The organism is Stenotrophomonas sp. MYb238, assembly GCF_009496535.1.
Taxonomy (GTDB): domain Bacteria; phylum Pseudomonadota; class Gammaproteobacteria; order Xanthomonadales; family Xanthomonadaceae; genus Stenotrophomonas.
In genome coordinates this window covers 58,431-73,804 of sequence record NZ_WIDL01000009.1, presented here as the reverse complement: position 1 = coordinate 73,804, position 15,374 = coordinate 58,431, and the positions used below count along the sequence as shown (strand labels likewise).

At 67.2% G+C, this 15,374-nt stretch carries 8 protein-coding genes; 3 read left to right on the top strand and 5 right to left on the bottom strand.

Annotation, left to right across the window (positions count from 1 at the left end):
- Window positions 1-65: 65 nt before the first annotated feature.
- A complete protein-coding gene (locus tag CQ393_RS08000) occupies window positions 66-437 on the top strand; it encodes a hypothetical protein (RefSeq protein WP_153191030.1) in 372 nt (123 codons plus the stop codon).
- A 63-nt stretch (window positions 438-500) separates the two neighbouring features.
- On the top strand, window positions 501-791 hold the full coding sequence (locus tag CQ393_RS07995) for a hypothetical protein (protein ID WP_153191029.1): 291 nt from the start codon (window positions 501-503) through the stop codon (window positions 789-791).
- A gap of 73 nt (window positions 792-864) precedes the next feature.
- On the opposite strand, the gene CQ393_RS07990 is transcribed toward CQ393_RS07995, so the two are convergent.
- Window positions 865-3,162, bottom strand: a complete 2,298-nt coding sequence (locus CQ393_RS07990) for a family 20 glycosylhydrolase (RefSeq protein ID WP_194269615.1) — start codon at window positions 3,160-3,162, stop codon at window positions 865-867.
- Window positions 3,163-3,260: 98 nt separating this feature from the next.
- Here CQ393_RS07990 and CQ393_RS07985 point away from each other — a divergent pair, with 98 nt between their 5' ends.
- On the top strand, window positions 3,261-4,496 hold the full coding sequence (locus CQ393_RS07985) for a DUF1343 domain-containing protein (protein WP_153191027.1): 1,236 nt from the start codon (window positions 3,261-3,263) through the stop codon (window positions 4,494-4,496).
- Window positions 4,497-4,664: 168 nt separating this feature from the next.
- Here the strand turns inward: CQ393_RS07985 and CQ393_RS07980 are convergent, their stop codons facing one another.
- The 4 genes from CQ393_RS07980 to CQ393_RS07965 form a co-directional block, all read right to left on the bottom strand.
- A complete protein-coding gene (locus tag CQ393_RS07980; protein ID WP_153191026.1) occupies window positions 4,665-7,022 on the bottom strand; it encodes a family 20 glycosylhydrolase in 2,358 nt (785 codons plus the stop codon).
- A gap of 73 nt (window positions 7,023-7,095) precedes the next feature.
- Window positions 7,096-8,658, bottom strand: coding sequence for a PQQ-binding-like beta-propeller repeat protein (locus CQ393_RS07975; RefSeq protein ID WP_194269614.1), 1,563 nt, complete (start codon window positions 8,656-8,658; stop codon window positions 7,096-7,098).
- Window positions 8,659-8,822: 164 nt separating this feature from the next.
- Window positions 8,823-11,636 carry a TonB-dependent receptor gene (locus CQ393_RS07970; protein ID WP_228114352.1) on the bottom strand — a complete coding sequence of 938 codons (2,814 nt, stop codon included), beginning with the start codon at window positions 11,634-11,636 and terminating at the stop codon, window positions 8,823-8,825.
- A 656-nt stretch (window positions 11,637-12,292) separates the two neighbouring features.
- Window positions 12,293-15,169: a TonB-dependent receptor gene (locus CQ393_RS07965; RefSeq protein WP_153191023.1), complete on the bottom strand. Its 2,877-nt coding sequence runs from the start codon at window positions 15,167-15,169 to the stop codon at window positions 12,293-12,295.
- Window positions 15,170-15,374 lie beyond the last annotated feature (205 nt).

Below are 15,374 nucleotides of genomic sequence, written 5' to 3'. Positions count from 1 at the left end.
AGCCGACGCTGCCCCGCGGCGCGGCTTAACCCGGGCGTCAGGCGACTTGCCAAGGGGGTTCGCCAATGAAAATTCTTGTTCCTGTTCTTGTCCTTTTGCTGGCCCCTCCATCCGCCGCAGCGATCGGGCCAGAGGCTCTACTTGTCTGCGAATCGGGTCCTGTACAGCGCGAATTCGGCAAAGCCAGCTGGAACGTCTATGCCTGCGCTGATGGCAAATCCATCGTTGTTGTTCCGCTTGCAGCCATGGACGGCGAGTTTGGTTACTTCTTCGTAACGCCGAACGGGGGAGAGATCGTTGTTGCCGGTGAAGGCTGGGGGCAGGAAGCATCATTCCAGCCGGCGTTCCAGCAACTCAAGCGGTTCACGGTTGTAGAGTTGGCGGCTTTGGCCAAGTCTGCAAAAGCAGTTGAGCCGGCGGTGTCACCCGATCCGTGACGCCGCCCAACAATTCAATCAAGCCGATGCCGCTTCGCGGTGCCGCTTGACCTACGGAATCAGGTGATCATGCCGCTCTATCGCTGTTCTATTTGTGGCGAGAACTTTCCCGGCGACATGTTGGGCGAGGCATCGCCGATTGGCTTCTATACAACGCGCTTTGTTGTCGCGGATAGTCCAGGGCAGGCGGAGATGCTTGCCTTGGATGCGTTGCGTAGAGAGGATTTCTTCAATATTCCGGCTGAGAAAAGATCGGAAGACGCGAAGGTCTTCTTCGAGGAGATTGCGGAGATTGCGCCGGACACCGAGAGGACGCCCAACACCGGCTTCACGTTCTTCGTGATGGGAACCTGAAAGTTCATCCAGGCTGACACGGCTCAATTCAGGCGCTAGGCGTGCATGGGCACGCCCATGTCGACAGCGGCCGCTAACGCAGCGTCACCCTGTCCACCACCCACATGTCGGGACGGAAGTCGCCGCTGAAGCGGATGCACAGTGCTTCGGTGGCATCGGAACGGCGCAGCAGCGGCGCGCGCAGGGTGATGAAGCCGTCGGCGTCGGGGCGTGCCGGCAGGGGCGCGGTGGCGATGACGTCGCCGTCGCAGGAGCCGGCGCGGATGTCGAGTTCACCGTGCGCGCTGCGCGCGGGCAGGAAGCGGCGGCGGGCGTTCTCCTCCTCGCTCTGGTCGATGATGTAGGGCAGGCGGCCGGCGCGCACCTCGATGCTGCCGGCACCGGCCATCGGTGCCTGTTCCCAGCGCCAGCACGGTTGCATGAAGGCGACGTTGAACAGGGCGCGCTGGCCGTCGGCCTGCACCGTGTCGTCCTGCATGCGCAGGACCGGGCCTTCGGCGATGCAGGGCTGCAGCTGCGCGTTGCCGCGGCTGCGCAGGCTGGCAGTGGTGAGGTCGAAGCGGTCTGCAGGTTGCAGCGCGCTGCTGCCGGCGAAGGCGGCGGTGCGCAGCCGCAGCGGCAGTCCGGTCTCGATGGGGCCGGCGTACAGCGGCGACCGTGCGGTAGGTTCGCTGCCATCGAGCGTGTAGCGCACCGGGTAGCCGAGCGGGTTGGACAGGCGCAGCGCCGCCTTGCCGGGGCCGGCGGGCGCATCGTCCAGCAGCACGCGGAACGGCGTGCGTGCGTAGCCGACGTCCAGCGCTTCGTAGCGTCGGGTCCAGGCCGGCAGGCGTTGCAGGAAGCTGGCGTAGTCCTTGCCGGCCTGCGGCGTCCAGCCGGTCTCGGCCACTGCCAGCAGGCGCGGGAAGGTGTTGTGTTCGACCGCGGCGAAGCGCACGTCGTCGGTGGTCCACATGTTCGCCTGCAGGCCGAGGATGTGGCGGCGCTGGGTCGCGTCCAGCGCTTCGGGCACCGGTTCGAAGCGGTAGAACCGTTCCATCGGGATCAGCTTCGGGCGCGGACGGCCGCCGGGCTCGTCCGGCGAGTCGGTCTGCAGGTAGTCCAGGTACAGGTCGGCGTTGGGCGACATGACCACGTCGTGGCCCTGGCGCGCCGCGGCGATGCCGCCGTCGATGCCGCGCCAGGACATCACCGTGGCATCGGGCGCCAGGCCGCCATCGAGGATTTCGTCCCAGCCGATCAGGCGTTTGCCGTGCGCATGCACGAGGGTTTCCAGGCGATGGATGAACCAGCTCTGCAGCGCGGCTTCGTCGGCCAGTCCGAGTTCGCGCATTCTGGCTTGCACGCGCGGCGAGGCCTGCCACTGCGTCTTGATCGCCTCGTCGCCGCCGACGTGGATGTAGGGCCCGGGGAACAGCTGCGCCACTTCGGCGAACACGCCGTCGAGGAAGTCGAACGTGGCGTCGTCCACGTTGAACAGGTTTGCGTGGATGCCGCGGTGCGCCGAGACCGGAATCTCCCGGCCCTCGGTGCCCAGCGCTGGATACGCGGCGATGGCGGCGGTGGCGTGGCCGGGCATATCGATCTCCGGCACCACGGTGATGTGCAGCGCGGCGGCGTGGGCGACGATGTCGCGGATGTCGTCCTGCGAATACCAGCCGCAATACGGCGCCGGCTTGCCGCTGGCCCGGTCGACGCCGGCATCGCCGGCGGGAATGCGGCAGCCGCCGACTTGCGTCAATCGAGGATGGCGCTTGATCTCGATGCGCCAGCCCTGGTCGTCGGTCAGGTGCCAATGGAATACGTTGAGCTTGTGCAGCGCCATCGTGTCCAGCAGCTGTTTCACCTGCGCCGGCGTCTGGAAATGCCGGGCCGAATCGAGCATGTAACCGCGCCAGGGGAAACGCGGTGCGTCCTCGATGCGCATCGCCGGCAGCGCCACGCGTGCGCCTTCGCCCTGGGTGAGCAGTTGCCACAGCGTCACCGCGCCATGGAACAGGCCGGCTTCGTCACTGGCGCGGATCGCGATGCCGTCATCGCCGACGGTGAGCGCATAGCCTTCGGCCGGAAGGGAGCTGCCGGTGTCGATGGCGAGGCGGATGCCGTGCCTGTCCTTGTCGCCAGCGGCCATGCGCAACGGCGCGCGCCCGGCCTTGGCGAGGAAGGCGTTGAGCTGCCCGGCCACGCGCATCGCGGCTTCGCCTTCGGCATGGAGCCGGGTGTCTGCATCCACAGCGAAGGCGGCCGCGCCGGCATCGACCTGCAGCGAAGCCGGCTGCGGGATCAGCGAGGGAACGATGGCATCGTCGCCGGCATGCGCCTGGTTGCAGAGTGCCAGCAGGCAGAAGGACAGCCACACGGATCGACGCATCATGGGTTCCGGTTGGGCGAAGGCCAGGCCGGATTATCCGATGATCGGCTATCGTTGCCCATCGCTTCCCCTACCCGGATACGCGCATGCATGGATACATGAGAAACCTTTTGCTGTGCGGCCTGTTGCTGGCATGGATGTCGCCGGTGCGGGCCGTCGAAGCAAGCGGCAGCGGCCCCGAACCCGGCATCGAGGTGCTGCTGCGCGAGCGCGCCGGCGACCTGGAGGGCAAGCGCATCGGCCTGGTCACCAACATGACCGGCGTTGACCGCATGCTGCGCAGCGACATCGACCTGCTCGCCGCGCGCAGGGATGTCCAGCTGGTGGCGCTGTTCGGCCCCGAGCATGGCGTTCGCGGCGACGTGCAGGCCGGGGGACACGTGGATTCGTCGCGCGATGCAGCCACCGGCTTGCCGGTGCACAGCCTCTACGGCGAGCACCGCGAGCCGACGCCGGACATGCTGCGCGGCATCGACCTGCTGCTGTTCGACATCCAGGACGTCGGCGCGCGCTTCTACACCTACCCGTACACGCTGGCCAACGTGCTGCGCGCGGCCCGGCGCGACGGCATTCCGGTATGGGTGCTGGACCGCCCCAATCCGGTCGGCGGGCTCAAGGTGGAAGGCCCGGTGCTGGAGCCGGGGCAGTCCTCGTTCGTCGGCATGTTTCCGATCCCGGTGCGCCACGGCATGACCATCGGCGAGCTGGCGCGGTTGTTCAACGGCGAGTTCGGCATCGGCGCCGACCTGACCGTGGTGCCGATGCGCGGCTGGCAGCGCGGCGACGCCGAGCCGGGCGGGGCGATGCCCTGGGTGCCGCCGTCGCCGAACATGCCTACGCGCGACACCGCGCTGGTCTACCTGGGCACGGCGCTGCTGGAAGGCACCAACGTGTCCGAAGGCCGCGGCACCACGCGGCCGTTCGAAACCGTCGGCGCGCCCTTCGTCGATGCGCGGCGACTGGCCGACGCGCTCAATGCGCTCGACCTGCCGGGCGTGCGTTTCCGGCCGACATCGTTCACGCCCAGCTTCTCCAAGCACGAAGGCAAGGCCTGCGGCGGCGTGCAGATCCATGTGGTCGACCGCGAGGCGTTCCTGCCGTTCCGCACCGGATTGGCGGTGGTCAAGGCGCTGCACGACCTGTATCCGGACCAGTTCCGCTTCCAGTCCGACGCGCCGGGCGCGACACCGGGCTTCTTCGACAAGCTGGCCGGCAATGCCTGGCTGCGGCAGGCGATCGAGCGCGGCGACACGCTCGACGCGATGCAGGCGCGCTGGCAGCCGGAGCTGCGGCGTTTCGAGGCGGTGCGCGCGCGTTACCTGCTGTATCCGTGAGCGGTGGCGCGGGCCGCGGCACTTCCGCCGCCGCCTGCGCGCCTGCTACGGTGCTGCCACTGCCATCGCCGGCAGCGCGTGGCGGCGGGCGATGGCGGAAGGAAGGGCGCGGTGCGGGACGGTACGGTGGAGAGAACCTGCCGCACCGCACCGCGCCTTCCCGGGTAACTATTTGCCCGGCTGCAGCGTCACCTGCTGCAGCACCCACATCTGCGGACGGGTATCGCCGCTGAAGGTCATGCACAGGTCGGCGATGGTTTCCGGCCCCCTGCGCAGCGGTGCTTCCAGTTCGATGAAGCCGTCCTTGCCCGCCTGCGCCGGCAGCGGCACCGTGGCCAGCACCGGTCCCTGGCAGCCGGCGCGCACCTCGAACTCGCCATGGCGCGCCACCGGCCTGCGCCAGCCGCGCCTGGCTTCCTCTTCGCGCAGCAGGCCGAAGTTGTAGGGGATGCGTCCGGCGCGGACCTTGACCGAGGCGATGTCCTGCAGCTGCGCGTCCTCCCACAGCCAGCACGGGTTGAAGATGGTCACGTCGAAGTTCGCGCGCGGGCCGTCGATCGGGTTGTCGTCCTCCAGCCGCAGCAGCAGGCGCCCGCCCTGCGGGCATTGCGCCAGGGTCTTGTCGGTGCGGGTCAGCAGCGAGGCGGCGTCGAAGGTCCAGCTGCTCGGCGCATCCGCCAGCGGCCGGCCTTCGTGGAAGGCCATCGCCGTGAGCACGGTGGGCACCGCAAGGGTCAGCGCGGCGCCGTAGCTGGCCGACTGCGCCGTCGGCGCGCTGCCGTCGGTGGTGTAGCGGATGTCGCGGTAGCTCAGCGGGTTGGACAGTTCCACCGTCACCTTGCCGGCGGCGCGGTCTTCCTGGCGCTTCATCGCCACCGACAGCGCGGTCTGGCCGTAGGCGATGCCGAGCGCGCGGTAGCGCTGCAGCTGCGCCGGCAGGCGTGCGAGGAAATCGTCGTAGCTCTTGCGCTCCAGCGGCGTCCAGGCGATCTCGGCCAGCGCCGACAGGCGCGGGAACACGTTGTGCTGCAGGCGCTCGAAGGTGCGCGTGTGCTCGGTCCACAGGTTGGCCTGCACGCCGAGCACATGCTTGCGCTGGGCCGCATCCAGCTGCGCGGGCACCGGGTCGAAGGCGTAGATCTTCTGCATCGGGGTGAACTTCGGGCGGCCCGGCGGCTCGTCCGGCAGGTTGGTCTGCAGGAAGTCCAGGTACAGCGTGTGGCTGGGCGCCATCACCACGTCGTGGCCGTGGGTGGCGGCCTCGATGCCGCCCTCGATGCCGCGCCAGGACATCACCGTGGCCTGCGGCGGCAGCCCGCCCTCGATGATCTCGTCCCAGCCGATCAGTCTGCGGTCGTGCTCCTCCAGGTATTTCTCCAGGCGCTTGAGCATGTGCGACTGCAGCGCTTCCTCGTCCTTCAGTCCCAGCTCGCGGATGTAGGCCTGCACCGCGGGCGATGCCTGCCACTGGTACTTCACCGCCTCGTCGCCGCCGATATGCACGTAGGGGCCGGGGAACAGTTCGATCACCTCGGCCAGGATGTTCTCCAGGAACTGCAGCGTCTCCTCGCGCGGATTGAACAGGTAGGGATTGACGCCCCAGTTGTGCGAGGGCTCGGTCGGCCCGTCGACCACGCCGTGCTCCGGATAGGCCGCCACCGCCGCCTGCGCGTGGCCGGGCACGTCGATCTCCGGCACCACGGTGATGTGCCGCGCAGCCGCGTAGGCCACCACGTCGCGGATCTGTTCCTGCGTGTACCAGCCGCAGTAGCGGTTGGGCGTGCCGTCGTCGTGGCGGCCGAGCGCGCCGGCCGGGAGGCGGCAGCCGCCGATCTCGGTCAGCTTCGGATAGCGCTTGATCTCCATGCGCCAGCCCTGGTCGTCGGTGAGGTGCCAGTGGAAGGTGTTGAGCTTGTGCGTGGCCATCGCATCGAGCAGCAGCTTGATCTGCTCGACGCTCTGGAAGTGGCGCGCCGAATCGAGCATGAAGCCGCGCCAGGAAAAGCGTGGCGCGTCCTCCACGCGCATCGCCGGCAACGACACCGCCGCCGCCTCCTGCCCGGCCAGCAGCTGCCACAGCGACATCGCGCCGTAGAACAGGCCGCGCTCGCCGGCCGCCTCGACCACGATGCCGGTGGGCGAGATGTCCAGCGTGTACGCCTCGGGCGCAGCGTCCGCGCCTGCCGGCGCCAGGCGGAACACGATGCCGCCCTTGGCCTTGCCCGCGTCGGCGGCGAGCGCCAGCGGCGTGGTTTTGCCGAGCAGGCCGGTGAACTGCGCCGCGACGCGGGCCGCCGCTTCGCCCTGCGCGCGCACGGGAGTGCGCGCATCGACCAGGTAGCTGCCGGCTGCCGGCTGGATCGATTGCGGGCGCGGGACGATCGTCGCGCTCTCCACCCGCACCGGCTGCACCTGCGCCGCCGGAGTGGCCGCGCCGGTGGTCGCGGCGCAGGCGGTGGTGCCGCCCAGGACGACGAGCAGGGCGCTTGCGAGGGCGGTGGCGGCAGTGCTGCGGTATCGGGTCATCGTGGTTCCTTTCGGTGAAGCCTGGACGCGGGCGCGGCCAGGTGATCGCTGCGGTACGGCGTGGAAGCGCCTCTCAGCGGAGGGACGGATCGCGGGCGTGGGAAGGAGGAACGCCCGCATCCGTTTGCGTCGTGGCGTCGGTGGGCAGGGTAAAGCCCATCAACGTGCCGCCGACGGTCGCGGCGACCAGTGTGTCGCCATCGCGTGCCAGGCCGCCGGCCACGCCCCATACGAAACCCTCGCCGGCGGGCAAGGCCAGGCGCGCCAGGACCTGTCCGTCGGCGCGGTCGAGCATCGCCAGTTCCGCCTGCAGCGGCTGGAAATACGGCGCGCCGGCGGCGGTGGCGACGAACAGGTGGCGGCCGGCGGGCAGCGGCGTTCCCCAGCTCCAGCCGGCCACTTCGCTCCGCCAGTGCACCTTGCCGCTGCCCGCATCGATGGCGCTGATGCGCTTCAGGTCGGACGAGCCGATGTAGAGCGTGTCGTCCACGATCATCGGTGCCGATTCCACCCACGAGGTCCAGAACGGCAGCAGCCACAGGCGGTGGCCGTCGCGCGCGTCGAGCGCGTGCAGCAAGGCGCCGCGGTCGCTGACATAGACGCGGCCCTGGTGGACCACCGGCGCCGCGCCGGGCTGGCCGGACAGGGCATGGCGCCAGCGTTCCTCGCCGGTGCGCGGGTCCAGGGCATGCACGCTGCCAGGTTCGCTGACCACGTAGATATGGCGGGCGTCGGCCGCGGCGCCATGGCGGATGCGGCCCGGTGCGGCGAAGCGCCATAACCGCCGGCCGCTTCCGGCGTCGACCGCATGCAGGCTGCCATCGGCGCTGCCGACGTAGAGGGCGTCGCCCACCCGCAGCGGTTGCGGCGCCTGCCAGTCCCAGTGCGCGCTGTCCGGATGCGGCAGCACGCGCGCCGCTGGCGCCGGTGCCAGCGGGTAGCGCCAGACTTCGTGGCCGTCGGCCCTGTCCAGGCGATGCAGGAAACCGTCGCTGGCCACGTAGACCGCGTCGCCCTCGACGGCGGCGCTGGCGAACACGGGAAAGCCCAGCGCCGCGCTCCAGAGGCGATGGCCATCGCGTACGTCCACCGCCTCGAAAGTGCCGCCGGTGGTGCCGACATAGGCGATGCCGCCGTCCACGACCGGCGAGGCGAACACCTGGCCCGACAGGCGTACCGACCAGCGCGGCCCCGGCAGTACGGGCACGTCGTTGGTCAAGGTCGAGGGCATGGCCGATGGGCGCGGCCCGGCGTGCCGCAGGTCGGCGCGACCGGCCGGGTCCAGCAGGGTGCCGGTCAGGCGCCCTGCCTTGCGTTCCAGCGCCAGGTGCAGGCCGGGCAGGCGCAGGACGCCGTCCTCGACCCGCGCGCTGCCCATCGCCATGGACTGCATGTGCGCGATGGGCAGGTCGAGCCTGACCGACAGGCCGCCTTCGCCATCGGGCTGCAGGTCCAGGCCGACGGCGATGCGCTCGCGTCCGCTGCCGGTGTGGCCGGACCAGTAGCCGGCCAGGCCGGCGGTGTCCTGCGCGGCGGCCGCGGCGGAACCCGCGAGCGCGCAGGCGAGCAGCCAGCATCGCCATCCTGCCTGCGGGCCGCGGGCGTGCCGGTCTCGAACTGGAGCGCGCGTTGTCATGGTGGTCGTGGTCCTCTGTCCGGCGCGGACGCCAGGGTGCGGCAGGCGCCAGGCAAACCGCATCGCATTCCATGCGCCTTGCCTGACGCCTGCGGGAAAGCCCCGCAGGCAACGGTGGACCGGCCATGCCGGTCCACCGGGGTACTACGGTATTGCCTGCGGCATCAGAACGCGAAGCGCAGCGATGCCATGTAGCGGCGGCCGCTCAGGTAAGCGCCGCGGGTGAGCTGTTCCACGCCCGAGTAGGAGTGGTACTGCTCGTCCAGCAGGTTCATGCCTTCCAGGCCGATGGACAGGTTTTCATTGATCCTGAAGGCGATGGACGCATCCAGCGAGGCGTAGTCCATCGTCCACAGTTCACGGCCGGCGCTGACGTTGGTGAAGTACTTGTCGCGCCAGCCATAGGTGACGCGTGCGGTCCAGGTGTCGTTCTCGAAGAACGGGCTGATGTTGAACTGGTTCTTCGAGTTGAACGGCAACGGGCGGCCGCCGGTAGCTTCGCCGTCGGAGTAGGTGTAGTTGGCCACGATGCCGAAACCCAGGCCGAAGTTTTGCTGCCATACCAGCGAGTAGCCCTTGATCTTGGCATCGCCGGCATTGCGCGGACGGTCCACCAGGTAGGTGTCGTCCTTGTTCTGGTTCTGGTTCCAGTGCGTCTCGGGCGTGGACTCGGTGAGGATGTAGTCGGACACATCGCGGTAGAAGATCGAGCCGGCGACGATGGCGTTCTCCGAGAAATACCACTCGGCGGAGAAGTCCAGATTGGTGGACTGGTACGGCTTGAGGTTCGGGTTGCCGCCGCCGCCGGTCAGCGCGGTGTCGGAGAGCCACAGGTAGGACGAGATGTCCGTGTAGTTCGGCCGGGCGATGGTCTTGGCGGCGGAAGCGCGCAGGATCAGCGAATCGGTGGCGTCGTAGGCAAGGTTCAGGTTCGGAAGAACGTTGTTGTACTTGTTCTTGTTCACCACCGGGTCATAGGAAGCTGCAAGCTTCTCCGCACTCCAGGTGCTCTGGGTGCAGCCGGCCAGGCCGGTGTTGCACGCGTAGCTGCCCGATTCCAGGTCGGTCCGCACATAACGCACGCCGATGTTGCCGCGCAGCTTGTCGAAGCTGAAGTCGGCCTGCACGTAGGCGGCGCCGATGTCCTCGTTGATCGACCAGTTGTTGCGCGCGAACTCCTCCGCACTGAACGGCGAGACGACGGGCATGGTCTGCCACGGCGCCAGCCACTTGCCGCTGCTGATGTAGTCGGCCAGCTTCCAGCCGTCGATGGTGAAGCGCTTGCCCAGGTCGCCGTAGTCGCTGAAACCTCCCAGGTAATTGCCGGGCAGTTCGCGCGGATCGAAGTCCGAAGCCTTGGCGTCGCCGTAACCGCCCACGGCCGCCAGGCCGATGCCCTGCTGGACCTGTCTGGTCTCATGCTTGCGCTGCTTGTAGCCGAAGCGGAGCAGGTACACCGGCGAGTCGAGCTTGATGCCGAAATCGACCTGGCCGTAGGTTTCCTTGTCGACGGTCGGCTTGTCGACCAGATTGCCGCCCCAACCGGTATTCCAGTCCGGCATGTCCGGACTGCCCGAGGCGCCGGCCCAGCCGCCATCCATCTGGAACTGGTCCGGATGGAGGAAGGGGTTGCTGCCGGTGAACTTCACGCTGCCCGGCTTGCCCGGGGCGTCCGCGATGGACCAGGTGTAGTCGGTGCGAGCCAGGAATTCGCCGAACACCTGCTGCGGGCCGCCATCGGCCTTGGTGTGGCCGATATGGGTGGAGGCGAACCAGCGCTCGTCGTTCCAGTCGAGCTTGACGTCGTAGGTCGACGACTCGACCTTGGCGCGGCGGTTCTGCATGTCGAAGACCACCAGGCCATTCTTGTGGCTGGCGCTGGTGATCAGGCCGTCCTTGACGGTGATGTCGCTCAGCGTCTTGAGGCTGTTCCAGGTGTTGCCCTGATGGGTGAACATCGACTGCGCCATGTGGTCGAAATCGGCGTCGATCTTCAGCGCGTTCAACTCGACATTCATCTGTTCGACCGGCTTGAACTGCAGCGCCAGCGAGTAGGTCTTGCGCTCGCGTTTCTGCTCGAAGAAGTGCGCGCTGGTGGAGTTGGGGCCGACCGCGTTCGGATTGGCGTACAGCGTGTCGGCGCAGGTGCCGGTGCAGGTGGCCGGGAGTGTCGGCTGCACGCCGTTGACGGGCGACTTGGACCAGTCCGGCGGGAGGTTGGTCACCGAGCCGGGCGCACCGCCCACGCCGGCGATGTAGTCCTTGGCGCGCACGATGCCGTAGGACTCGATGCCGTCGCGGCGGATGCTTTCATTGGAAGCCTGTGCCGAGACGATCACGCCGAAACTGCCGGCATCGTTCTTCCAGGCGAAGGCGGCCGAGGCATTGGGATCGGTCTTTTCCACGCGGTCGTTGCGGCCATAGCTCACGCGGCCGGACAGGCTCGTCTTCTCGGGCATGTCCAGCGGCTTGCGGGTGGAGACGATCACCGTGCCGCCGATCGAGCCTTCATCGATGCGCGCTTCCGGCGACTTGAACACTTCCACCTTGCCGACCAGTTCGGGCGCCAGCAGCGAGTAGTTGAAGGTGCGCGTCGGGAAGTCGGACATGTTCCAGTCGCCGGAGGCGATGGACTGGCCGTTGAGCAGGGTGCGGTTCAACGCGGGGTCGGTACCGAGGATCGAGACCTTCTCGCCCTGGCCGTAGGCGCGGTCGATGGTGACGCCCGGGATGATGGTCATCGCTTCGGCCACGTTGGTGGCCGGGAACTTGCCCACGTCCTCTGCGGTGATGACATCGACGATGGCATCGGCGTTGCGCTTGGTTTCCAGCGATTGCTGCAGGCTGGCGCGGATGCCGGTGACGACCACGCGGTCAAGTTCGGTGGCGTCCTGCTTGGCTTCCTGCGCGTTGGCGCTGAAGCCAAGCACGAGACAGCTGACGATGGCTGCGGTGAGTGGCGACTTGCGGTGGTTCAAAGGTCTCTCTCCTTCGCTTGGGAATGGCCGGCGCATGGCCGGCCGGTGGCTTTCCGTACTCCGGTCGGGAGCTCGGATGAAGCGGGTGCGCCCGCCCGCGGGGGCATCCCGCCCGATGCGGGCAGGGACAGGAGGAAGGGGTGTTGCGCTTCCACGGCTGGCCTCGTTTGCGGGTGGCGTGTGTGGTTCGACGGCAGCGAAGTTTGTGTTCAACACAACATCTAGTCAATGAAATGCAAAAATATTTTTCATGAAAAAACGCGGTATAGAGACCATCGTTTTCATCATTCAATCATTGATTAAAAAGGATAATTCTCACGAAAATGGATTGTTTTTCGTATCCTTTGAAAATTTTCCAACTAAAAGTAATTAGATCTTTAAAAATTATGTTCAATGCCGGTATGGCATACGGTGGGCTTCTGTAGCCGGCGCTGGAAAGAGGCGCGCGGGCAATAGCGCACCCCGACCATCGGCACCGCCTGGCGGCCGTGTCCTGGCGCCCCGATGTGCGTCGCACTCGGGCACGGAGACGCGTGCCGGGACCCGGCAACGTGTTGCGATTTGGCGCTGGCGCGACCTGCGCGCCGGACAAAAAAAGGGCCTGGAATGCCCAGGCCCGTTGGAGGAGAAAAAACGGTGGAACGAAGCGGTGGCGCTTAGAAGGCGAAGCGCAGCGTGGCCATGTAGCGGCGGCCGGTACGGTACAGGCCGCGCACCAGTTTCTCGGTGTTGGCCACGCCCGGGATCTCGGCGTAGGAGCGGTACTCGCTGTCCAGCAGGTTCATGCCATCCAGGCCCAGGGTCAGGTTGTCGGTGAGCTTGAAGTTGAAGCTGGCATCCAGCGAGTCGTAGTCGTCGGTGACCAGGTAATTGCCGCGGTCGACGTTGGTGTAGTACTTCGAACGCCACGAGTAGGTCACGCGGGCGCTGATGCGGTCGCTCTCGTAGAACGGGCTGAAGTTCAGCTGGTTCTTGGAGTTGTAGGGCAGGAAGTCGCCGCTGTCGGCCTTGGCTTCGGCGTAGGTCCAGTTGGCCAGCAGGCCCAGGCCGGCGCCGAAGGTCTGCTGGTACGCCGCGGAGAAGCCCTTGATGGTGGCGCTGCCGGCGTTGTTCGGACGCGAGACGTCGAACTCGGTGATGCGCTGGTCGGCCTGGTTGAAGTGCTGTTCCTTCTGGGTGCTGACCAGGATGTAGTTGTCCACCTTCTTGTGGAACAGCGTGCCGGCCAGGATGGCGTTCTCGGCGAAGTACCACTCGGCCGAGAAGTCCAGGTTGGTGGATTCGTACGGATCCAGGTCCGGATTGCCGCCGCCGCCGGTGCGGGTCTGGTCGCCCAGCCACAGGTAGGTGGACATGTCGCCGTAGTTCGGGCGCGCGATCACCTTGGCCGCCGAACCGCGCAGCACCACCGTGTCGCTCAGGTCGTAGACCAGGTTCACGTTGGGCAGCACGTCGTTGTACTTCTTCGTGGTGGTGGCCAGCTGGTAACTGTGCACCCAGTTGTTGGCCTCGTTGGCGACGCAGCTGGGCTTGCCGATGCACTGCCAGCTGGTGCTGTCGGACTCGGTGCGCACCAGGCGCACGCCGAAGTTGCCGCGCAGGCGGTCCACGCTGAAGTCGGCCTGCACATAGGCCGCGGTGACGTCCTCGGTCACCTTCCAGGTGTTGGCCACGAACGAGGGGTCGAAGAAGGTGCTCGGGGCACGCATGGTCTGCCACGGCGCCAGCCAATCGCCGCTGAGGATGTAGTCGGCCAGCTTCCAGCCATCGATCATGAAGCGGCTGTCGAGGTCGCCGACGTCGCCGAAGCCGGAGAGGTAGTTGTCCGGCAGCGACTTGGGATCGAACTTGTCCGCGCTGACGTCGCCATAGCCCTTGATCGAGGCCAGCGTCACGCCCGCCATCGACTGCGAGGTCTCGTGCTCGCGGCGCTTGGCGCCGAAGCGCAGCTGGTAGACCGGCGATTCCAGCTGGATGCCGAAGTCCACCTGCGCGTACTTCTCCTCGTCGCGGGTGGGCTTGGTGACGATGTTGCCGCCCCAGCCCGACTTCCAGTTGTCCTTGGTCGCCGGGTCGGCATGCCAGCCGCAGCCCCAGGAGAACTGGGTGCAGGGTTCGCCGCGGTCGAGCTTGTAGGCGTTCGGGTCGTTGAACGGGCTGCCCGGGTTGGCGGGGGCGAAGTGCCTGGCCACGTCCTGGATGGCGTCGGTCTGGTAACCGTCGAAGTACAGCTTCGGCACCTTGCCGGTCAGGTCGTAGCTGTAGTTGGCCTTGTTGAGGAACTCGCCGAACACCTGGCGGCCGGTGCCGCCGGTGGCCTTGGAGTAGCCGGCATGGGCCGAGGCGAACCAGCGTTCGTCGGTCCACTTGAACTTCAGGTCGTAGGAGTCCGTGTCGACCGTGGCCTGGCGGTTGATCAGGTCGTACACGGTCAGCGCGTTGCGGAACTTGGCCTTGGTGATGACGCCGCCGTCGACGGTCAGGTCGGTCAGGTTGCCCAGCGAGTTCCAGGTGTTGCCGTTGAAGGCGAACATGGCGTGGCTGATGTTGTCGTAGCCGGCCTTCACGTCCAGTGCGTTGAATTCGATGTCCAGCTTTTCATGCGGCTTGAACTGCAGGGCCAGCGACAGGGTGTCGCGCTCGCGCTTCTGCTCGAAGTAATGGGCGCTGATCGAATTCGGGGTGACCGCGTTCGGGTTGGCCAGCAGGGTGGTGGCGCAGCTGCCCACGCAGCTCGGCGGCATGGTGACGGCTTCGCCGGTGGACCAGTCGTCGCTGGTGCTGGTGATCGAGTTCGGCGCGCCGTCGCGGCTGTTGATGTAGTGGTCGCCGGTCACCGTGCCGTAGGACTCGATGCCTTCGCGGCGGATGCTTTCGTCCGAGCGCTGGCCGGAGATGATCACGCCGAAGGTATTGGCGTCGTTCTTCCAGCCGAACATGGCCGAAACCGAGGGATCGCCGCTCTCGATGCGGTCGTTGTAGAGGTAGCCCACCGAACCGGAGACGGTGGTGCCGGCCAGGTCCAGCGGCTTGCGGGTGGAAATGTTGACGGTGCCGCCGACCGAACCTTCGTCCAGCCACGCTTCCGGCGACTTGTAGACTTCGACCTTGCTGACCAGTTGCGGGGCGAGCAGCGAGTAATTGAACGTGCGGCCCGGCTGGTCGGTGATGAACCAGTCGGCCGAGGCCACGGTCTGGCCATTGAGCACGGTGCGGTTCAGCGCCGGATCGGTGCCCAGGATGCTGACCTTCTCGCCCTGGCCGAAGGCCTTGTCGATGGTCACGCCCGGGATGATGGTGATGGCCTCGGCCACGTTGGTGGCCGGGAACTTGCCCACGTCCTCGGCGGTGATGACGTCGACGATGGCGTCGGCGTTGCGCTTGGTTTCCAGCGACTGCTGCAGGCTGGCGCGGATGCCGGTGACCACGACGCGGTCGAGGTCGGTCGCGTCCTTGCCGGTGTCCTGCGCGTGCGCGGAGAAGCTCAGGCAGGTGACGATGGCGGCGGACAGTACGGACTTGCGGTACCTCATGATGTCTCTCCTCATCATTGGCGGGATTGCGGGTTGTGAACCGCGGTTGCTGGTGGTGGCCGCCGGGCATGCCCGTGCGGCGGGGTTCCTTGCGTGGGTGGGAGCGTGATCAGGTGGTGCGGTGCTGCAGATACCAACTGGCCGCGCCGATGACGCCCAGTTGCCCGTGCTCGACCAGCTTCACGGGGATGCGCTGCAGCGCCTT